Source organism: Deltaproteobacteria bacterium (genome assembly GCA_009929795.1).
Classification (GTDB): domain Bacteria; phylum Desulfobacterota; class Desulfovibrionia; order Desulfovibrionales; family Desulfomicrobiaceae; genus RZZR01.
Map to the genome: position 1 here is coordinate 39,787 of RZZR01000002.1, position 20,594 is coordinate 60,380.

Annotated in this window: 16 protein-coding genes; 6 read left to right on the top strand and 10 right to left on the bottom strand. The window is 59.5% G+C overall.

Annotated elements, in window-relative coordinates; translation table 11 throughout:
• Nucleotides 1–92 precede the first annotated feature (92 nt).
• From EOM25_00525 to EOM25_00540, 4 genes are all read left to right on the top strand, one after another.
• Entirely contained in the window at nucleotides 93–1,400 is a 1,308-nt protein-coding gene (locus EOM25_00525; GenBank protein ID NCC23671.1) for a phenylacetate--CoA ligase, read from the top strand.
• A gap of 80 nt (nucleotides 1,401–1,480) precedes the next feature.
• Nucleotides 1,481–1,912: an ACT domain-containing protein gene (locus tag EOM25_00530; protein ID NCC23672.1), complete on the top strand. Its 432-nt coding sequence runs from the start codon at nucleotides 1,481–1,483 to the stop codon at nucleotides 1,910–1,912.
• Between the two features lie 35 nt (nucleotides 1,913–1,947).
• A complete protein-coding gene (locus EOM25_00535) occupies nucleotides 1,948–3,135 on the top strand; it encodes an ABC transporter substrate-binding protein (protein NCC23673.1) in 1,188 nt (395 codons plus the stop codon).
• Between the two features lie 51 nt (nucleotides 3,136–3,186).
• Nucleotides 3,187–4,053 (top strand): branched-chain amino acid ABC transporter permease, encoded by an 867-nt coding sequence (locus EOM25_00540; protein ID NCC23674.1) that lies wholly within the window; start codon nucleotides 3,187–3,189, stop codon nucleotides 4,051–4,053.
• 129 nt (nucleotides 4,054–4,182) lie between these two features.
• Here the strand turns inward: EOM25_00540 and phoU are convergent, their stop codons facing one another.
• The 10 genes from phoU to EOM25_00590 all read right to left on the bottom strand — a co-directional run bounded on the left by phoU (nucleotide 4,183) and on the right by EOM25_00590 (nucleotide 15,721).
• On the bottom strand, nucleotides 4,183–4,857 hold the full coding sequence (phoU, locus tag EOM25_00545) for a phosphate signaling complex protein PhoU (GenBank protein NCC23675.1): 675 nt from the start codon (nucleotides 4,855–4,857) through the stop codon (nucleotides 4,183–4,185).
• Between the two features lie 76 nt (nucleotides 4,858–4,933).
• Nucleotides 4,934–5,698 (bottom strand): phosphate ABC transporter ATP-binding protein, encoded by a 765-nt coding sequence (locus EOM25_00550; protein NCC23676.1) that lies wholly within the window; start codon nucleotides 5,696–5,698, stop codon nucleotides 4,934–4,936.
• A complete protein-coding gene (locus EOM25_00555) occupies nucleotides 5,698–7,521 on the bottom strand; it encodes a HAMP domain-containing histidine kinase (protein NCC23677.1) in 1,824 nt (607 codons plus the stop codon). The genes EOM25_00550 and EOM25_00555 overlap by 1 nt, the downstream gene beginning before the upstream one ends.
• A 56-nt stretch (nucleotides 7,522–7,577) precedes the next feature.
• Complete coding sequence (locus tag EOM25_00560) at nucleotides 7,578–8,258, bottom strand: response regulator (protein ID NCC23678.1); 681 nt, start codon at nucleotides 8,256–8,258, stop codon at nucleotides 7,578–7,580.
• Between the two features lie 33 nt (nucleotides 8,259–8,291).
• On the bottom strand, nucleotides 8,292–9,158 hold the full coding sequence (pstA, locus tag EOM25_00565; protein ID NCC23679.1) for a phosphate ABC transporter permease PstA: 867 nt from the start codon (nucleotides 9,156–9,158) through the stop codon (nucleotides 8,292–8,294).
• A 6-nt stretch (nucleotides 9,159–9,164) separates the two neighbouring features.
• Nucleotides 9,165–10,058 (bottom strand): phosphate ABC transporter permease subunit PstC, encoded by an 894-nt coding sequence (gene pstC / locus EOM25_00570; GenBank protein ID NCC23680.1) that lies wholly within the window; start codon nucleotides 10,056–10,058, stop codon nucleotides 9,165–9,167.
• Between the two features lie 84 nt (nucleotides 10,059–10,142).
• On the bottom strand, nucleotides 10,143–10,955 hold the full coding sequence (locus tag EOM25_00575) for a phosphate ABC transporter substrate-binding protein (GenBank protein ID NCC23681.1): 813 nt from the start codon (nucleotides 10,953–10,955) through the stop codon (nucleotides 10,143–10,145).
• A 144-nt stretch (nucleotides 10,956–11,099) separates the two neighbouring features.
• Entirely contained in the window at nucleotides 11,100–13,313 is a 2,214-nt protein-coding gene (locus EOM25_00580) for a hypothetical protein (GenBank protein NCC23682.1), read from the bottom strand.
• Between the two features lie 58 nt (nucleotides 13,314–13,371).
• Nucleotides 13,372–14,559 (bottom strand): hypothetical protein, encoded by a 1,188-nt coding sequence (locus EOM25_00585; protein NCC23683.1) that lies wholly within the window; start codon nucleotides 14,557–14,559, stop codon nucleotides 13,372–13,374.
• Between the two features lie 40 nt (nucleotides 14,560–14,599).
• On the bottom strand, nucleotides 14,600–15,721 hold the full coding sequence (locus EOM25_00590) for an SPFH domain-containing protein (protein NCC23684.1): 1,122 nt from the start codon (nucleotides 15,719–15,721) through the stop codon (nucleotides 14,600–14,602).
• Between EOM25_00590 and EOM25_00595 the strand changes: the two genes are divergently transcribed.
• Both EOM25_00595 and EOM25_00600 read left to right on the top strand, forming a co-directional pair.
• On the top strand, nucleotides 15,687–16,721 hold the full coding sequence (locus EOM25_00595; protein NCC23685.1) for a biotin--[acetyl-CoA-carboxylase] ligase: 1,035 nt from the start codon (nucleotides 15,687–15,689) through the stop codon (nucleotides 16,719–16,721). The genes EOM25_00590 and EOM25_00595 overlap by 35 nt on opposite strands.
• A gap of 33 nt (nucleotides 16,722–16,754) precedes the next feature.
• Nucleotides 16,755–20,438 (top strand): pyruvate carboxylase, encoded by a 3,684-nt coding sequence (locus tag EOM25_00600; protein NCC23686.1) that lies wholly within the window; start codon nucleotides 16,755–16,757, stop codon nucleotides 20,436–20,438.
• The last annotated feature ends 156 nt before the right edge of the window (nucleotides 20,439–20,594 follow it).

The following is a 20,594-nucleotide window of genomic DNA, read 5'->3' on the forward strand; positions in this document are numbered from 1 at the left end:
AGACGCAAAATACGCCGAGGGAACAGGCTATGGACTCGTAGGTTCGTGGCCTGTTTTTCATTATTTCACATAACGGAACCGGGAGGGATACGATGATCCATGACGTTCGGACCGAGACCCTGCCCAGGGACGACCTGGCATCCCTGCAACTCAGAAGGCTGCGCAACCTGGCCGAACGGGTGTACTACAACGTACCGTTCTACCGCCAGAAATTCGACGAGAAGGGATTGCGCCCCGAGCACGTCGCCTCCCTGGAAGACATTCGCCATCTGCCCTTCACCGAAAAGCAGGACCTGCGAAACAACTACCCCTACGGCATGTTTGCCGTACCCAGGGACAACGTGGTCCGCATCCACGCCTCGTCGGGAACCACCGGCAAGGCCACCGTGGTCGGCTATACCCAACGCGACGTGGACAACTGGGCCGAACTCATGGCCCGGAGCTTCATGTCCTGCGGAGTCACACGCCAGGACATGGTTCACAACGCCTACGGCTACGGCCTGTTCACCGGCGGTCTTGGGGCCCATTACGGAGCCGAACGGCTGGGCGCGACCATCATCCCCATCTCCGGGGGCGGGACCCGGCGTCAGGCCATGCTCATGAAGGATTTCGGGTCAACGGTCCTCTGCTGCACCCCGTCCTACAGCATCCACCTCCACGAGGTCATCGAGACCTCGGGCATGCGGCCGGAAGATCTGAAGCTCAGGATCGGCATCTTCGGGGCCGAGCCCTGGAGCGAGGAGATGCGCATCGACATCCAGAAACTCTTCAGCATCAAGGCTTACGACATCTACGGGCTGTCGGAGATCATGGGTCCCGGAGTGGCCATTGAGTGTCAGGAGGCCCAGGAAGGCCTGCACATCTGGGAGGATCACTTCTATCCGGAGATCATTGATCCCAAGACCGGCGAGGTCCTTCGTCCCGGTGAAATCGGTGAACTGGTCATCACCACCTTGACCAAGGAGGCCATTCCCCTGATTCGCTACCGGACCCGGGACATCACCACCCTGGTAACCGCGCCGTGCAAATGCGGCCGGACTCATCACCGCATCCGCAGAATCATGGGCCGCAGCGACGACATGCTCATCATTCGCGGGGTGAACGTCTTCCCCTCCCAGATCGAGGCTATCCTTCTTGAGACCGAGGGACTGACCCCGCACTACCAGCTCATCATCAGCCGCTCCGGGGCCATGGACAATTTGGAGGTCCGGGTCGAGGTCGATGAACGGCTCTTTTCTGACGAGATCAAGCATCTGCAGCGGATCGAAAAAAAGATCCAGGGCAACATCAAGGAATTTTTGGGCGTGACGGCCAAAATCAGCCTGGTGGAACCTAGGTCCATCGCCCGGTCCGAGGGCAAGGCCCAACGCATCGTCGACAACCGGCACCAACCATCGTAGTCAGGGAAATCGGCTGCGGGCCAGCCGCTCTTGGCGGCCCGCCACGAGAGCATCACCATAAATCGACGGGAGAGGTCGACATGAAAGTTGAACAAATATCCGTTTTTCTCGAAAACCGGGCCGGCCGTCTGGAAGAGGTGACCCGAATCCTGTCCGAGACCGGGGTCAGCATCCGGGCCCTGTCCCTGGCCGACACCTCGGATTTTGGCATTTTGCGGCTCATCGTCAGCGACCATGAAAAGGCCAAGGAGGTCCTCAAGTCCAATGGGTTCACTGTCGGACGGACCAATGTCGTGGCCGTGGAGGTCGAGGACCGGCCGGGCGGACTGCATCGCATCCTGTCCGTTCTGAACCAGAACGGCATTAACGTCGAGTACATGTACGCCTTTGTCCAGCAAAGCGGCAAGAACGCCGTGCTCATCTTCCGCTTCGACCGTACCGACCAGGCCCTTGAAATCCTGCAAAAGAACGGCATCCGCATCCTGCCCGGATCGGAAGTCTACACATTGTAAACCTTCCACCGGAGGACACCATGCGCTTGAAAACCATGTTCGGTATTTTTCTCGTTTTGGCTCTCTTTGGCTGCGGATCAGGTGACAAGGCCGAGGACCAGGCCCAACAGCCCGCGACCCAGCAGGAAAAACAGGCCGAAGCCCAGAAGGCGGAACCTGCCAAGGCCCCCCTGCGCATCGGAGCCGTGCTTCGGCTCTCCAAGGGAGCTTCCGACGGCATCCCGGCCAAGCACGGCATCGAGATCGCCGTGGACATGATCAACGCCAAGGGCGGAATCAACGGCCGCAACCTCGAAATCCTCTACTACGACAGCAAAGACGACGCCACAACGGCCGTCAACGCCGTGCAGAAGCTCATCTCGGTGGACAAGGTTCCGGCCATCATCGGGCCCATGATGAGCGGCAACGTCCTGGCCGCCGCGCCCCTGTGCAACCGCGACCAGGTGGTTTTGATCACACCCACCGGAACCTCTCCCAAGATCAGCGAGGCCGGAGAATTCGTCTTCCGGATCTGCAGCCGGATCGACATGCAGGCCATGGCCCTTGTGAACAAGGCTCTGGCCATGGCCGACAAGCCGCAGCCCACCGTGGCCATCGTTTACAGCAACGAGCCCTACGGCAAGGGCTGTCTGATGCTCTTTGAAAAATATCTTGCCGAGGCCAACATCACCCCGGCCGCGGTGGAGTCCTTCCAGGTCGGCGACAAGGACTTCCAGTCCCAATTGACCAAGCTCGTGCCCATCAATCCGGACCTCCTCTTCTTCCCCGGCTACCTCCAGGAAACCGCCCCACTTCTCAGCCAGGCCCGGAACATGGGGCTGACCGGTCTGAGCGTGGGTGTGTTCGGAGACATGGCTCCGCTCTACATCGAGCTGGCCGGACCGGCCGCCGAGAACCACATCATCGCCGGCGAATACGACCAGGACGTCCAGTCGCCTCAGAATCTGGAATTCGTGGCCCGCTACGAGACCAAGCTCAAGGCCGAGCCCAACGCCCCGAACAACATCATGTTCGCGGCGCTGACCTTCGACTCCGTGAACATCCTGGCCAAGGCCTTGGAATCCGGTGCGACAACCGGACCGGAAATCCAGAAATTCATGGCCGGCATCATCGACTTTGAAGGCGTGACCGGAAGTCTCGGCTTCGACGAGAACGGTGACGTCCAAAAGGGAGGCATCGCCCTCTTCCAGGTCAAGGACGGAGCCTACCACAAGGTCCACTAGCAAAGACACGCGGCGGGCGGTTCCCATCGGACCCGCCCGCCGACAAATACCATGCTCCTTCAACAAATCGTCAACGGCCTCGTGGCCGGATCGGCCTACGCCCTCATCGCTCTGGGCTACGCCCTGATCTATGGAGTCCTCGGCCTCATCAACCTGGCCCAGGGTGAGCTCTATATGGCCGGGGCCTTCGGTCTGTGGATGGGCGTGGCCTGGCTGGGCCTTCCCCTGTCCTGGTCAGTGGCCCTGGGGCTGGCCCTGGCCGGCATCGTCGGCCTGGGCATGGAACGGGCCGTTTTCCGGCCCCTGCGCCAGCGCCATCCCCTCATCCCCATGCTGGCCGCCATCGGCCTGTCCATCATCCTCCAATCGGCCGCCCTCCTGGTCTTTGGACCCGACACCAAGCCCTTTCCCCTGACCCTGTCCCCCACGGTCTGGGATTTCGGGCTATTCAGGATCTCGTCCCTGCAGGCCCTGCTCTTCGGATCGGCCATTCTGCTCATGTCCGGGCTGATCTGGTTCGTCAAATACTCCAAGATGGGCAAAGCCCTCCAGGCCGTAGCCCTGGACATGGAAGCTGCACGGATCGTCGGCGTCCGGCCGGAAACCATCGTGGCCCTGGCCTTTGTTATCGGGGCCATGCTCTCGGGCGCGGCCGGAATGATGATGGCCGCCTACTACAACGCCACCTATCCCTACATGGGTGTCTTGACCGGCCTCAAGGGATTCTGCGCCGCCGTCCTCGGCGGGGCCGGATCCATCCCCGGGGCCATTGTCGGCGGTCTCCTCCTCGGCCTGGCCGAAAACCTTGGCGCAGCCTACATTTCATCGGGGTTCAAAGACGCCTTTGCCTTCGCCCTGCTGGTCTTAATCCTGCTCGTCCGGCCCTCGGGATTGCTGGGCAAACCACGACATTCGTAGCGGGCAGATTGTCTTCCGCTTCCAGGCGGGGCAAGGAAACTGGCCGCCACGTCCTATCCCAGACATGAAAAAAGGGCGCCCCGGCCAGACCCGGGATCGCCCTGATTCAATTTGATCTTCAGATCGCCTTCAACGCTGATCAAAATTGACCTTATGTTTGATGTTGATCCCCCGGGTCATGAAGTAGACATTCTCGGCAATGTTGGTCGAAAGATCGGCGATTCGCTCGAAACGCCGGACAATGATCACGTTGTGGACCGAGCGCTCAATGGCAGGCGTCTCCTGAATCATGAATTCGATGATCTTCTTGACAATGCGGTGGTTCAGGACGTCGACCTCGCTGTCCATCTTGGGGATGCTCACGGCCAGATCCTGATCCTGCTCGTTGAAACATTGCTCGGCCTTGCGGAGCATAATCTGGGCTTTCTGGGCCATGAAGGTCAGATCCTGGTAGTACGAGAGACGGGGGCGGTTGCCGATGATCATGACCCGCTCGGCCACATTCGCGGCCTCGTCCGCGATCCGCTCTAGGTCGCTCGAAATCCGCATGCACCCGACAATGAATCGAAGGTCCTTGGCCACCGGACATTCCAGGGCCAGGATCCTCAGGCAATACTCGTCGATCTCGCTTTCCAGATCATTGATCAGTTCGTCCCCTTCCACGACCTCCTCGGCCAAAAACTCGTCCATTTCCGTATAGGCTTTGATGCTCCGGTCCACGGATCGGTCGACCATGGCGAACATGTTCAGCATCTTGAGCTTGAGGCCCCTGAGACCTTCCTGAAGGTGGGTCGCCTTTTCCATATCACGTCCTTGTCTGTTCAAGAGTTGATGATCCGGCCCAATCGAGCGTCGAGAAAACCCCTTGTCTGACGAAACTCTAACCGAAACGGCCGGTGATGTATTCCTCGGTCTGCTTCTGATCAGGCTTGGTGAATATCTTTTCCGTCGGATTCGTCTCGATCAGTCGTCCCATGTAGAAGAAGGCTGTGAAGTCCGAGACCCGGGCCGCCTGCTGCATGTTGTGGGTCACAATGATGATCGTGAACCTGGTCTTCAATTCGTGGATGAGTTCCTCGATCTTTTGAGTAGCGATGGGATCGAGAGCGGAAGCCGGCTCATCCATGAGCAGGACCTCGGGCTCCACGGCCACGGCCCGGGCGATGCACAGACGCTGCTGCTGCCCGCCCGAAAGTCCCAAGGCACTCTCGTGCAGTCGGTCCTTGACCTCGTCCCACAGGGCTGAAATCTTGAGACTCGTCTCGACCCGCTCGGCTATGACGGCCTTGTTGCGATCCCCGTTAACCCGGAGCCCATAGGCTACGTTCTCGAAAATGGTCTTGGGGAATGGATTTGGCTTCTGAAAGACCATGCCGACTTTTCTCCGCAAATCGACCACGTCCAGGGATGGCGCGTAGATGTCCTGGCCGTCCAGGGCCAGAAGCCCCTGAATTCGGGTCCCGGGAATGAGATCGTTCATCCGGTTGATGCAGCGCAAGAACGTGCTCTTGCCGCATCCCGACGGTCCGATCAGGGCCGTGACCCGATTGGCCAGGAAATCCATGCTGATATCCAGCAGAGCATGGAAATCGGAATAATAGAAATCCAGATTCTTGGATTGGAGCTTGATGACTGAATTGTCCACTAGAGGCTTCCTTTTTCGCCGCTGGATGCGGCTGATGGCAGTTCAAAATGGAACACACTCCCATGGCTCATGCCGGGGGCGGGGCTCTCGACCCAGATTCGTCCGCCGTGATTGAGAACGATGTGCCGGCAGATGGCCAGTCCCAGGCCTGTTCCGGGAACATCCCGGCTTCGATGCTTTTCCACCCGGTAGAATCGTTCAAAGACCCGGTGCAGGTCGGACGTTGGAATCCCCGGGCCGTTGTCCGTAACGGCAACCTCGACCATGTCCCCGTCAGCGACGATTTCAATCCGGATACGCCCGGACTGCTCAGGGACATACTTGACGGCATTGCCGATGAGATTGACCAGAACCTGGACCAGCTGGTCAAAATCGGCCCAGACAGATTTCTGGCCCTGGACGATTCGCAGATCAACGGACACGGCCTTGGCCTCCACCTGGGGCTGACAGATCTTGAGGGCGCTGTAAGCGGCCGAATACAAATCCACCTCTCTCCGGTCCGGCTCAATCTCGCCCGATTCATACTTGGCCAGGGCCAGGAGGTCGCCGAGCATCTGATTCATGATGTCGGCGTTCTTGAGGATGATGCCCAGAAACGACTGGAGGTCCTCGCCTTCGCATTCCGGCAGGCTTTGCAGGGTCTCGGCGTAGCCTTTGATGGACGTCAATGGAGTCCGGAGTTCGTGGGAGACATTGCCGACGAAATCCTTGCGCATGTTCTCGGCCCGTTTGATCTCGCTGACGTCGTGAAAGACGACCACGGCCCCAAGATCCTTGTACCCGTGCAAGGGAACGATGTTCACGTCGAAGTAGGCCCCCGCGTTGGTTTTAACGACCAGGGACACGGTCCTGTTCGATCCCTCGTCAAAGCCCGTCTCCTGGATCAAGGCGCAGGCGTCCTGAAGTTCTGGAATCAGGGTCGCCTCCAAGGGGGACAATCCGGGCTGGGCCTCCAGCCTAGGAAATATCCGCTGCAAGGACTGGTTGCTGCCCACGACCCGCATCTGGTCGTCGAGTATCATGACTCCTTCCCGCATACCGTTGAACACGGCCTCCAGTTCCACTTTCTGTCTGGTGATGGTCGAAATATTTTCCCCGATGTTCTGGGCCAGATAGTTGACCGCTTTGACCAGGGGGACGAATTCCGGCGATGGGACGTCCCGGATCCGCTTGTCGTAGTCTCCGGCCCCGATGGCAAGAACATTGTCCACGACCTGACGCAGGGAAGACAGGACCCTGTTCATCAGCACCCCCGTCAGGACAAAAAAGATCAGAAGGCTCGCGGCCATGAAGCCGAGCATGCTTCTGTTCATTCGCTCGAGGATGTCGTTCGTCTCGGCATAAGGCACAGCCACCCGAAGAATGCCAGCCGGAATACCGTCCAAGGAATCCAGAGGCCTGGCGGCGTAGATCAGGTTTTTGTCCAGGGTCCCGCTGTAACGGATGGCGATTCCGGTGCCCGTTTGCCTGGCCTGAACCACTTCCGGCCTGGTGGCATGGTTGTCCAGAACGGCGATCTGATCCATGTTCAAGCCGGAATCGGCCACGACCTCGCCTCCGGCGGCGATGTAGGTCACCCGGATGCCGGTGGCCTCGCCTAGTTTAGCGAGCTTCCGGTTCAAGTCCTCAGGCCCGGCAAACGGACTCCGCGTCTCCAGGGTGGCTACGGCGAGATCAAGATGCGTCGTGGCCGAATTCAGCGCCTCCCGTTCCAGGGCGGACCTGAAGGTTTGGGCGTAGAACAGGTATGGCCCCAAAAGCGAGGTGACCAGGATCAGGCTGAACCCGACCATCAGCTTGGTCTGCATAGAAAAACGTTTCATTCGTGATTTCGTCCTTGATGGGCAAGGCTTCTTGCCGCCCTGCCCGGTGACGGTTCTCAGGCCAGGCGGTAGCCGATCCCCCGGACCGTTTCAATGATTGTCTGATAGGGCTCCAGCTTCTTGCGCAGACGACGGATATGGGTATCCACGGTCCTGTTGTAACCATCGAAGGTGTGTCCCCAGACGGAATTCAAAAGATGCTCCCGGGTCAGGACCTTTCCTTCGTTGGTCGCGAACTCGGCGAAAAGCTTGAACTCCGTGGCCGTCAATTCCCGCTTCTCCCCGTCCACGGTGAACTCGTAGTTCTCCAGATCGGCCCGGATTCCGTCTTTCTTCCAGACCACCGGAGGGACCGGGGCCCTTCGGGAACGCTTCATGACGGCCTTGATCCGAAGCATGAGCTCCCGGGGGCTGAAGGGCTTGACCACGTAATCCTCGACCCCGAGCTCGAATCCGACGATCCGGTCGACCTCCTCACCCTTGGCCGTGAGCATGATGACCGGAATGTTCTTTGTTCTTGGCTCGGACTTGATTCTTCGGCAGACCTGAAGGCCGTCAAGACCGGGTAGCATCAGGTCGAGGATGACCAGATCCGGCGATTCCGTCCGGACCAGCTCCAATGCCCTGTGCCCGTCCATGGCCCGAATGGGGTCGAAACCCTCCCGCTTGAGGTGAAAACTCACCAAATTCTGGATGTCGGGTTCGTCTTCGACGACAAGGACTCGTTCTCCGGACATGCTCGGCTCCCGTGTTATTTTCTCGATCCCGGTTTATTTCATCTTCTTCTGAATCCTGGCCCGATAGACGATGGCCGCCAGATTCATGCTGAAGACCAAGGCGATGAGGACCAGGGCCGTACCGTACTGCAGGGGTCTGGTCTTTTCAATCTCGGTTCCGGCCGTGGCCAGGACATAGATATGGTACGGCAGGGCCATGACATCGTGAAATATGGACTTCGGCAAATTGGGCGAAAAAAAGACCGAGGCCGTGAACATGATGGCCGCGGTTTCCCCGGCCGCCCGACTGAGCCCCAGGATGGACCCGGTCAGCATACCCGGCAGGGCCGCCGGCAAAACAACCTTGGAGACCGTCTGCCACTTGGTTGCCCCGAGGCCCAGGGATGCCTCGCGGTAGGTCTGGGGGACCGACCGCAGGGCCTCCTCAGATGTCCCGATGATGACCGGCAGGGTCAAAAAACCCAACGTCAGGATGCCCGAGAGTATGCTGACCCCAAATCCCATCCAGATGACAAAAAAGGCCAGGCCGAACAGGCCGAAAACCACCGAGGGCACTCCGGCCAGATTGGCGATGGCCAGCCTGATGAGCCGCACCGTCCGGCCGGGACGGGCATATTCGTGCAGATAGATGGCCGTGCCCACGCCCAGGGGAAATGAAACCATCATGGATCCGAAGGCCAGAATGAAGGTCCCCAGAATGCAGGGAAAAATCCCGCCCTCAGTCATGGAGTTCCTGGGAAAATCCGAGATGAAGGTCCAGTTCAAGGCCGGAAAGCCGTTGACGACGAGGTAAAAGACGATGACGAAAAGGGCCAGACCGTTGACGACCGCCGATCCCCGAATGACGGTGAAGACCGCCCCCTGACTAAACTTGCGTTTGTCCGTGTATCGCATGGTCATTGTCCTCTAGAGCGTTGCCGCCCCGACCTGGGAGTGCTTATGGGCGATGTGCTGGGCCAGCATGTTGAAAAGCAGGGTAAAGACGAACAAAACCATGCCCGTAGCAAACAGGGCGTAATAGTGATCTCCTCGAAACGGAGCCTCGGCCATTTCCGCGGCGATGCTTGCCGGCATGGGCCGAACCGGGTCGAAAATCGAACCCGGAACCATGGCCGCCCCGCCCGCCACCATGAGCACGACCATGGTCTCGCCGATGGCCCTGGACATGCCCAGAATGACGGCCGTGGAGATTCCCGACAGCGAGGCCGGAATGATCACCCGGCAAATGGTCTGCAGATGCGTTGCTCCAAGGCCCAGGGAAGCCTCCTTCAAATCCAGGGGGACGCTGTAGATGGCGTCCTCGGAAATCGAGCATATGGTCGGAATGGACATGAAGGCCAGCATGATGGAGGCGTTCATGAGATTCAAGCCGGTGGGCAGGTCGAACTGACTCTGCAGGAATGGGGCGACCACGACCATGCCGAAAAATCCGATGACCACCGAGGGCAGGGCCGCCAGGAGTTCCACCAGGGGTTTGACCATGGCCCTGGTTCTGGACGAAGCGATTTCGGCCAGGTAGATGGCGGTCATGACTCCGAGAGGGATGGCCATGACCGACGACAGGGCCGTCACGGCCAGGGAGCCGATGATAAGGGGGAAAATCTGGAAATCGGGCGGATCGGACGTCGGATACCACTCGGTGCCGAAGATGAAGTCCTTGACCGAGACGTGCTCGAAGATGGGCAGGCCCTCCATGAACAGGAAGGCCATGATCAGGGCCAGGACGATGCAGGATACGCTGGCCACCCCGAAAAAGGAGGCCTGGATGATCCTCTCCCTGGTTCTTCTGGCGATTCGCATGGGACCCCTTCTGAAATGTGATTCCAAATTGTTCTTCCGGTCCGGGTCTTCCCGGACCGGAAGGGATAAAGGTCGAGAACGGTATTAGAACAGGGGCACGAAGCCTTGTTCCTTGACCAGCTTCTGGCCCTTGTTCGGGTTCAGGACGAAGTTGATGAACTTGGCGGCGTCCCCTTCGGGCCAGCCGTTGGTGAACATGAACAGGGCCCGCGAGATGGGGAAGGTGCCGTCCAGGGTGGTGTCGGGGCTGCCGACGACCGAGTTCACGGTCAGGGCCTTCAGGTCTTTGTTCAAATAGCCGTATCCGACGTAGCCGATGGCGAATGGATTCTTGGCAACGGCCTGGGCCACGGCCCCGTTGGAAGCCTGGAGCAGGGCTCCGGCAAAGACACGCTCCTTCTTCATGACCTTCTCTTCCCAAACCTCGTAGGTTCCTGACGATGTGTCGCGGGAGATGACCACAACCTGTTTGTCCGGGCCGCCGACTTCCTTCCAGTTCTTGACGGTGCCCATGTACAGGCCTTTGAGCTGATCAAGGGTCAGATTGGAAACCGGGTTGGAGGGATGAACAACCGGAACGATGCAGTCGTACGCCACGGCGAACGGAACCGGGTAACGATTCTTTTCGACGGCCATGGCGATCTCCTTGTCCTTGATGAACCGTGACGACATGGCGATGTCCGTGCTGCCGTCAACAATGGCCTTGATGCCGTTACCGGAACCGCCGCCCGAGATGGAGACGCTGATGTTCGGATTTTCCTTCATGAAGGCCTCTGCCGCTGCCTGGCCGATGGGCAAAACCGTGGTCGAGCCGTTGACCTTGATGGCTCCGGCCCATGACGTTCCGGCGATGATCATGGCTCCGACCATGGTCAGCAAGATGGTTCTGATGCGCATTGTCTCCTCCTGTTGGTTTATGGTGTGGTTGAAATACTTGGCGTTGCCGAGTGTGTATGTAAATTTGAATTGTGACAGTTTGATGACGATGGTGTGGGGGCACGGTGACAGGATTTCAAACATATAATGATCATTTTTGACGATTCAGGCTCCCAAGGGTCCGGCCAAGGTCTGAATCGGTTCGCCGACACATGGCGTTTCAGAACCGACATATGAATCCATGATCCGGCCCAACCGGTCGATGGTGGTCGCCAGATCGGCCATGACCCGGTCCGTCTTCTGCATCCTCTGCCCGGTGTCCCTGGCGATACCGCGAATTGTCGAGAGTCCCTCGTTCACTTGGATGGCCATTTGCTGTTCTTGGACCAGGGCCGAGGCAATGGAGGCAACCTCACTCTCGGCCCGAGTAGTCAGTTCAACGATCTCTTCCAGCCGTTGATTGGAGGCTGCCGCCAGAGTCGTCATCTTGGTCACGGTTGACGAAGCCTCGTCCATCTTCTGCTTGTGCTCGCCGACCCGGGATTGAATGGAACGGACGCTCTCCTCCACCTTGCTGGTGGCGGCCACGGTCCGTTCTGCCAATTTACGCACCTCGTCGGCCACCACGGCGAATCCCCGGCCGGATTCTCCTGCCCTGGCGGCCTCGATGGCCGCGTTCAAGGCCAGGAGATTGGTTTGGTCGGCGATGTCGTTGATCAGATTGATCACCCCGCCGATGTTCCGTGCTTCGTTGTTCAGTTCGTCCAAATCGGATCGCAGCTGGTCGCTGATCTCCTGAACCCTGGTCATGAACCGTACGCTGTGTCCGACGGTATCCCGGCCTTCATCGGCCTTGAGATGAACATCGCTCGAATTTTCAGCCGCCATGGTCGCGGCCTCGGACACCGCGTCCACGGCCATGACCAGCTCGTCCATCCATCTCGTCAGATCACGGATGCAGGCTCTCTGTTGGTCGGCTCCCGTGCGAGCTGAATCCAAGGAGGCAAAAACCTGCTTGGCGTGTTCCTGACTTTCCTCGGCCAGTTCCTCGGCTTTTGCCGACATGTCCATCAATCCTTGAACGATGTTTTCGAGTTTCTGCTGATTGGCCGTGGCCAACAAGGCCGCCGCTTCGGCCTGCTGGGCGTGGCTGTCGGCCTCCTTGGCTTTCTGGTCGGCCTGGATGATTTTCGATTCGAGGGAGTCGACCATTCTGGAAATGGCGTCGAACACGGCAAAAAATTCAGTTCTGAACCGGCCCTGAATCTGCTTTTTCAAGTCTCCTCCGGCCACGGCGACCGAGTACCTCTGAAGCAAGGCCATGGGTCCGAACAATTCTCGCCGAAGAAAGAGAAACATGGCGACAACTGCCATGGCCACAAGCAAAGCCGTTGAAAGAGCTAGGACAGTATTCAAATCTTCGGCCGGGGCCATCACCTCGTTTTCGTCCACCATGGCCACAAGATTCCAAGTCTCAGTTCCGAATGGGATGTCGACATCGGAGGCCAGCCGTCGGCCATCCGGTCCATCAAGGGTATACAGAAACCCCGGAGCATGCCCTTGAGCCAAGGCTTGAACGATGTCGTCGACAACGTCCATAGAAACGTCCTGCCCCGATCCAAGCACCCCGGCCGAACCGAGCAGAATGGTTCTCCCTGTCTGCCCCAGGCCTTCGTTCATGCCCATCATCTTGTTCAAGTCGGTATTGGAAACCGACAGAAAGGCCACCCCGGACGTCTCCCCGGTGTGGCTGAAAATCGGAGCCCCGACAAAGGCCACAGGCTCGTCGCCATATACGGCATAACGATTAAAATCGGCCACGGCCTCCTGTCCGGTCATGCAGGCCTTCCAGGCCTCGCCCAAAGGCGTGCCGGCCATGGCCCCAATGTCGAGATCATGTCCGAGATCATCCAATCCCTTGGCCGTCAGAAGGATTCGACCGCCGTCATCGACGATCAAAACGTCCCGGTAGCCGAGACGTTCGACATAGGCATTGAGTACCGGGTCGAGATAGGCGCGGAGATCCTGAAAAACCGGGTTGGCCACATCGGCCCGCAGGCCCTTGGCCGAACCCATAAAATGGTCTCTGAGCATGACCACGATGTTGTAGACCTCCTTGGAAGCCGCCAAGTGGGAGGCCTCCCGGACCCAGACGGAAGCCATGTTCATCAGGGCCATCCGTTTGACGTCCCGGACAGCCAACAATTTTTCCCCGGCCTGCCGAACCATACTTTCCCGGGCCGATTCGGCACTGAACCAGCCCAGAACGGCCACCGGGACCACAACGATCCCGACACAGAATAACAGAATCATGGTTCGCAGTGAAAGAAACCGTTTGGTCATGGCATCACCTCTCCTTATGCTTTTGCTGACGAGCATAGGATTCTCGAGGTGACGAACGGATGACGGGAAAGAGACGATTTCGGGAAAGGAAGGGCTACAGCCCTCGGCCCCAGATAAGGGCCTGCTTTTGAATGGACACGTTCATATCCCACTGCAGGTATTCAGCGATATTGTCGGAAAATGGCACGTGGACCAAGCGAGCGGATCGAAGTTTGAACCTGTTCTCCTTCACCAGGGGAGCCACCTGTCTCTTGTTGGGCGCCAGGTGGGCCAAAACCATGGGCGAGGCCTGAAAGGCCTCCCGGGCCGGCAGGGTGACCGGAAAAAACGAAGCATCGATCGGGACCCTTCCAGGCCGAGAATCCCCCCGAAACAGGGTCAACTGTGCGGCCAGACGGAGAAAAAGCGGCGGGTTGACCTTGAAGGCCGGAATTCTGAAGACCAAAGGCCGGGCTTCGTGCTCCGGCCTGACGACCATGGGCAGATTGGTCAGACGGATCAGGTCTGCGAAGGTTTCAAGGGCCAAGTCCGAGGCCGTCAGGGTTACCTCCCAGACCGGCAGACAGAGGTCACCTGAACCGGGCTCGGCCAGAAAGCTGAGGCCTCCGGCCTGCAAGCCTCCTCGATGGGGGATGTTCACGGTTTGGCATTGTCGGCAAACCAGGGCTAAGCTATCGGCGGGCCCTTCCAAATCCCATCCGCAGACCGGGCACATGGCCGGCAAGAAACCGGGAACCGGCAGAGAATCTCGGCTGCCTGCCCTGGAAAGGACCAAGGCCAGATCGGGATCGGCCTCCCGTCCGGAAAGGGCGTCGAGAACAGTGTCGCCTCGAACGTCCATGGGGGCGTGGACCAGGCTGACGATGTCTCCGATCAGGGATTGGGGAAGAGACACCCGGTCGGAAACATCAGGACCGGCCCCGGGATGGCCGACGGTCAGGATGGTCCTCACGGCCTCAAGTCTCAGCTCCGGTCGCAGGAACCGACCCGGAATGCCCGGCTCGGCGAATCGCAGCCGCATGGCCTGGGCCCTCAGGCCCAGCGAGACCGGAAGCCCCGGAAACGGGACCGCGGCCAGGCTGGTGTCCACCAGACGGTGCTCGACCCGATGGACGTCGTTGATGACCAGGGCCATGCCTCGCACTCGCCAATACGGGACATAGACGAGTTCGCCCCGAACCTGATGCCTTGGCTCGATTAAAAGGCTGGGATGGGCACCGGCATCAATGAAATGACGGACTTGACAGAACCGGCAGTGAAAAACCCGGGTCGTTTCCGGCATGGTCACCGGCGCCCCGCATTGGGGGCATTGGTATCTGAGTTCAGCCCTCAATGCGTCCGCCGCAAGCGTTGCAGAAGCTGGCCCCGGGTAAATTGTCTGTTCCGCAGGCCGGGCATCTCACCTGGCGCGGCCCCTCGGTCACGGCCTGGCCACAGCGGGAGCAAAACCGGGCATTGGGCGGCAAGTTCTTGCCGCAACCTTGGCATTGGTGGAAAACCATGACCTGATGGCCGCAAAAGGGGCAGAATTGGGCGTCTTCAGGAACCTGTCGGGAACAATCCGGGCAGGTCGTGAATTCGACCGCGGCCTTGCCTTGGGCCTGGAAAATCTGGCCCATCATGCCCGGAAGCATGAGGCCCATGCCCATGCCCATGCCTCCCCCGGCCTCGCCCGGATTCTCGGCCGCTTTTTCCAGGGCCATGGCCGCCTTGAGGCGCATGAGATCGTTTAGATTGTCGAACACGGCCAGCTTTGAGCGGTCGTCGATGGCCTGCTGGACTTCGGGGGGCGGAGTGATGGAGTTGATGTAGAGATGGGTCAGGGCGATGCCGAAATGGGAGAAATCCTCCCGAAGGCGCTGTCTCAGCCCGTCGGACCATTGGTCATAGCGGCCCGGAAGATCGAGAACCGTGTCGAGATGTTCACCCATGTAATCGTTTAGCCGGGAGACGATGACCTTGCCCAGATAGTCCTCGACCTCGTCCGTGGTCACCCGACCCATGGTTCCGGCCATGGTGTTGATAAAGAGCAGGGGCTGGACGATCCTGATATTGTAGACGCCGAAAGCTCGCAGACGAATGAGACCGAGTTCCTTGTCCCGAAAGGCCACCGGTTCCCGGGTTCCCCATTTGAGGTTGGGGAAAACCTTCATGTTCAAGAAATAGACCTCGGCCCGGAGCGGGCTGGTCATTCCCCAGGGGACCGAAAGGATCTTGGTCAGGATGGGAATGTTGGCTGTCTTCAAGGTATGCCGCCCCGGGGGGAAGGCGTGGACCGCTTTGCCGTTGTAGAAAAAGACCCCCACTTGGCTGGTTCTGGCGATGAGTTGGGCCCCGAACTTGATCTCCCCGGACCCCTCGGCTGGAATCCGCTTCAGAATCTCCCGCCCGGTTTCGTCGAACCATTCGATGACTTCCAGAAAAATGACGTTGTTCGTGCCCATGTTCGCTCCTGTTCGTCGTGAGAAAAAACGCTCTCTTCGGCCTGTTCACAATTTCATCCTGTCCGTGACGCCGTTCGTCGAATCCTTTTGGTCCTCCCGGCCCGAATCAGGCCATGAAGTCGTGGACATGGACATGACGATCTTCCATCTTGACCGGGACCGGCCCGGCCTGGCCCAACCCTTACCGCCCAGTACTCTAACGGTCGAGACCGAAGAAGGTCAAACCATTTCCCTGCCCAGCGTCCCCTTTTCGAACCGAAGCGACCAAGCCCCCTACGTACTTCTGGCCGGAGCCTGCTCGTCGGCCCTGGACTTGGCCTGGAAGCTGATGGAAGCCGAGGATTTCCCCGAGTGGTCGTCGGTTCTGTGCGTCTCCCAATGGGCCGGAAGGGGCCAGTTCCGTCGGCCGTGGGCATCGCCCGAGGGCAATCTCCATGCGGCCTGGCGCTGGCCGTATCCACCGGAGAACTGGCAAAGGATCGTTCCGCTCCTTGCCGGGGCATGCATCCGCAGTGCCTTGGATACCCTGGGGTTTGCCGTGACCATCAAATGGCCCAACGATCTACTTCAACACGGCAGCAAGGTTGGGGGCATCCTGGTCGAGGAACGGCAAAATTGTCTTCTGGTCGGTGTCGGGCTCAACCTGACGGCCCGGCCACATGCCCAGGAACGCAGGGACAATGCTTTTCCGCCCGAAACTCTGGAGGGTCCGGCCTTACCGGAACCGGCAGCCCCCGGCCTCTGGGCCGCCCTTGTGCCCCGATGCCGAGACTGTTATTCATCCCTTCTTGGATGTACCCCTAGATCCTTCCTTAACGACCTTCAAGCCGACATGGCCTTTATTGGTCAAGAGGCTCTGGTAGATTCCTCCGGACGCCGCCTGCGCGGCGTTGTCTCCGGTCTGAACGACGATGGCTCCCTGCTCCTGCGTCGAGGAGAGGCCCTCGTCGTCCTGAACTCGGGCAGCATTTTGCCCCTGGATCCAGCGACCGATTCCTGAACCCGCATCGACGCCCGACGGAGCTATCCCTCCATGAAGAATTACGATTTCGACACCGTTCTCGAAAACATCAGGGGCCGAAAAATCCTGGTAGCCAACCGGGGCATCCCGGCCCGGCGGATCGTCCGCTCCATCCACGAACTCCGGGCCGTACCGGTCCTGACAGTGACGGACGTAGACAAGACAGCTCCCTTCACCTCCGGGGCCAGGGAACTCCTCCTCCTCGGGGACAATCCCCGGGCCTATCTTAACATGGAGCGAATCATATCCATGGCCAAGGCCCGCAATGTCGCGGCCATCCATCCCGGCTGGGGATTCTGCTCCGAGGATGACGCCTTCCCCGCCAAATGCCACAAGGCCGGTATCATCTTCATCGGCCCCACCTCCGAGGCCATGCGTCTTCTGGGCAACAAGGTCGAAGTCCGCAATCTGGCAAAAAAACTGGACATCCCGGTGGTCCCTGGCTCCGATGGCGCCGTGAGCATCGAGGAGGCCAGAGAGGTGGCCCATATAATTGGATTTCCAATCATGCTCAAGGCCGAAGGCGGTGGCGGCGGCCGTGGCATCTACGAAGTCTTCAACCAGGATCAACTGGCCGACGCCTTTTCCAAGGCCTCTGCCCTGGCCCAGGCCTCCTTCGGCAATCCCCGTCTCTACGTCGAGCGCCTGCTGACATCGGTCAGACACATCGAAATCCAGGTCATTGCCGACACCCACGGCCATGTCTTCGCCTTTGACGAACGCGACTGCACGGTCCAGCGCAACCATCAGAAGCTGGTCGAAATCACCCCTTCGCCCTGGCCCGGCATGACCGAGGCCCTGCGGGAACGACTCAAGGAGTACAGTCGCCGGCTCATCAAACACGTGGGGTATCATTCCCTGGCCACGGTCGAATTCCTGGTCGAGGCCGACGGGACTCCCTTCCTCATCGAGGTCAACACCCGGCTCCAGGTCGAACACGGCATCACTGAATGCCGATACGGCGTGGATCTGGTCGAGGAGCAGATCGCCCTGGCCTTCGGCTCAACTCTCCGCTTCAACGAGCGGGACACAAGGCCGAGTAGCCACGCCATGCAGGTCCGCATCAACTGCGAGGATCCTCAAAACCACTTCTCGCCCAACGCGGGGATCATCACCAGGTACCTTTCCCCCGGCGGCCAGGGGGTCCGGGTAGACTCATGCGTCTCCGGCGGCTACGAGTTCCCGGCCCAATACGACTCTGCGGCCTCGCTCCTCATCACCTACGGCAAAAGCTGGCCCAAACTTCTGGGAACAGCCGCCCGGGCCCTGGGCGAGTACACCGTGGGAGGGGTCAAGACCACCATCCCCTTCCATCGCCAGATCATCCGACATCCAAAATTTCGCTCCGGGGAATACGACACGAATTTCGTGGCCCAACATCCAGAGCTCATGAAATACCGGGACCAGGAGCCCGAAGCCCTGCGCCTCTCACGTCTGGTGGCCGAGATTTCGGCCCACGGCCACAACCCATACGTCAAGCTCGGGGAATACCGTAGCCGGGCCGACAAGCGCATGGGCCGCTTCAACCCGGTTCTCCCGCCCATTGAACCCGAGTACTATACCTACCCCTACCCCCGGGGTGACCGCCAGGCCACCCTTGACTTCGTCAGGGACTCTGATCTGGTCCACTTCACGGACACCACCACCAGGGACATTACCCAGTCCAACAGCGGCAACCGCTTCCGACTGGCCGAGGACAGGCTCATCGGCCCCTATCTGGACAATTGTGGATTCTTCTCCCTGGAGAACGGTGGCGGGGCCCACTTCCACGTGGCCATGCTGGCCAACATGACCTACCCCTTCACCGAAGCCGCCGAATGGAACAAATTCGCGCCCAAGACTCTCAAACAAATCCTTATCCGCTCCACCAACGTTCTGGGCTACAAGCCTCAGCCCAAAAACCTCATGCGCAAGACCGGGGAGATGATCTGCGAGCACTACGACGTCATCCGCTGCTTCGACTTCCTAAACCACATCGAGAACATGAGGCCCTTCGCCGAGGTCTGTATGGCCTCCAGGACCAACATTTTCGAACCGGCCATCTCTCTGTCCTTTGCCGAGGGCTTTGACGTCGATCACTACATGAACGTGGTCGAGGAGATCCTGGACATGACCGCCCAGGCATCGAGCCTGCCCAGGGCCAAGGTCACCAAGTCTATCATCCTCGGCCTCAAGGACATGGCCGGGGTCTGCCCGCCCAGATTCATCCGAGCCCTGGTCTCAGCCATACGTGCCAAGTATCCAGATTTGGTCATCCATTCTCACAGACACTACACTGACGGACTTTTCGTGCCTTCGGTGGGAGCTGCGGCCGAGGCCGGAGCCCACATCGTGGACACTGCCATCGGGGCCACGGTCCGCTGGTATGGCCAGGGGGATGTCCTAGCCACCTCGGCCTACATCGAGGACGAACTCGGTCTCAAGACGCTCCTGAACAAGGACATGATCCGGACGTGCAACTTCGTCGCCAAACAGATCATGCCCTACTACGACCGCTACACGGCCCCCTACTTCCAGGGCATCGACTACGACGTGGTTCAGCACGGCATGCCTGGCGGGGCGACATCCTCGTCCCAGGAAGGGGCCATGAAGCAGGGCTACATCCATCTGCTTCCCTTCATGCTCCGTTTTCTGGCCGGAACCCGTCGAATCGTCCGCTACCACGACGTCACTCCAGGCTCCCAGATCACGTGGAATACGGCCTTTCTGGCCGTGACCGGAGCCTTCAAGGAGGGCGGCAAAAAGGCCGTGCGCCGTCTTCTGAACGTTCTGGAAACGGTCGTTTCGACTCCCGAGGCCGATCTCGATCACGATATGCTCCGGGAACGGCTGAACATCTACAAAGACAGCAACGACGCCTTCCGGGATCTGCTCCTTGGAAAATTCGGCCGTCTGCCCTTAGGATTCCCCGCTCCCTGGGTCTACGAGAGCGCCTTCGGCCCGGACTTCGAGCAGGCCCTGACCAGACGAACCACCAACTCCCCCCTCTCAACCCTGAAGGAAACGGACATCGAGGCCGAGCGGACGGCTCTGGCCGGCCATCTCGACCGCCAGCCCACCGAGGAGGAACTGGTCCTCTATTTAAACCATCCCGGTGACGCCCTGAACACCTTCGCCTTCAAGCGCGAATTCGGAGATCCGAACCAGCTTCCCCTGGACGTCTGGTTCGAGGGCCTCGAGGCCGGGGAGGAACTCTTCTTCAAGGACTCCCAGGGCCGCTACCACTCCCTGGTCATCCATCACATTTCCCGTCCCGACTCCCAGGGGCTGAGCACGGTCCAGTACTCCCTGAACTCGGAATCCTTCACCTCCCACATCAAGGTGGCCGAGGGTGCCCACAAGTCCGCCGCGGACATCGAAATGGCCGATCGCAACAATCCCCACCAGATCGGCTCCCCAAGCACCGGCGATCTCTGGATCATGCACGCCAGACCGGGAATGAAGGTCGCCAAAGGGCAGGAACTGTTCAACCTGTCCATCATGAAGCAGGAAAAGGCCGTCCTGGCCCCTGTGGACGGTTTGGTCAAGAGAGTCCTCAAATTCGCCGACTACCAGGAGGACAAAAAGATGGTCCCGGTCCGCGAAGGTGAGCTCCTGGTCGAGCTTTCGGCCATTCCCCGGACCTGCGGAGCCTGCCACCATCCCATCGTCACTAAGGACAGCGTGTTCTGCTGCCAATGCGGGGAAAAGCTCTAGTCGCCGTGACGAATGGGACATTTTTGTTGGAAATTGTTGACGAGGGCATGAAAGGGCGGGTATCCCCATTGTAACGGGCCAGAAACACAAGGCAAAGTTTCTTCTTTTTTTGGCACGTTTTCGTCATCAGATGTTTTCCGGCAGGACCCCGCCGTG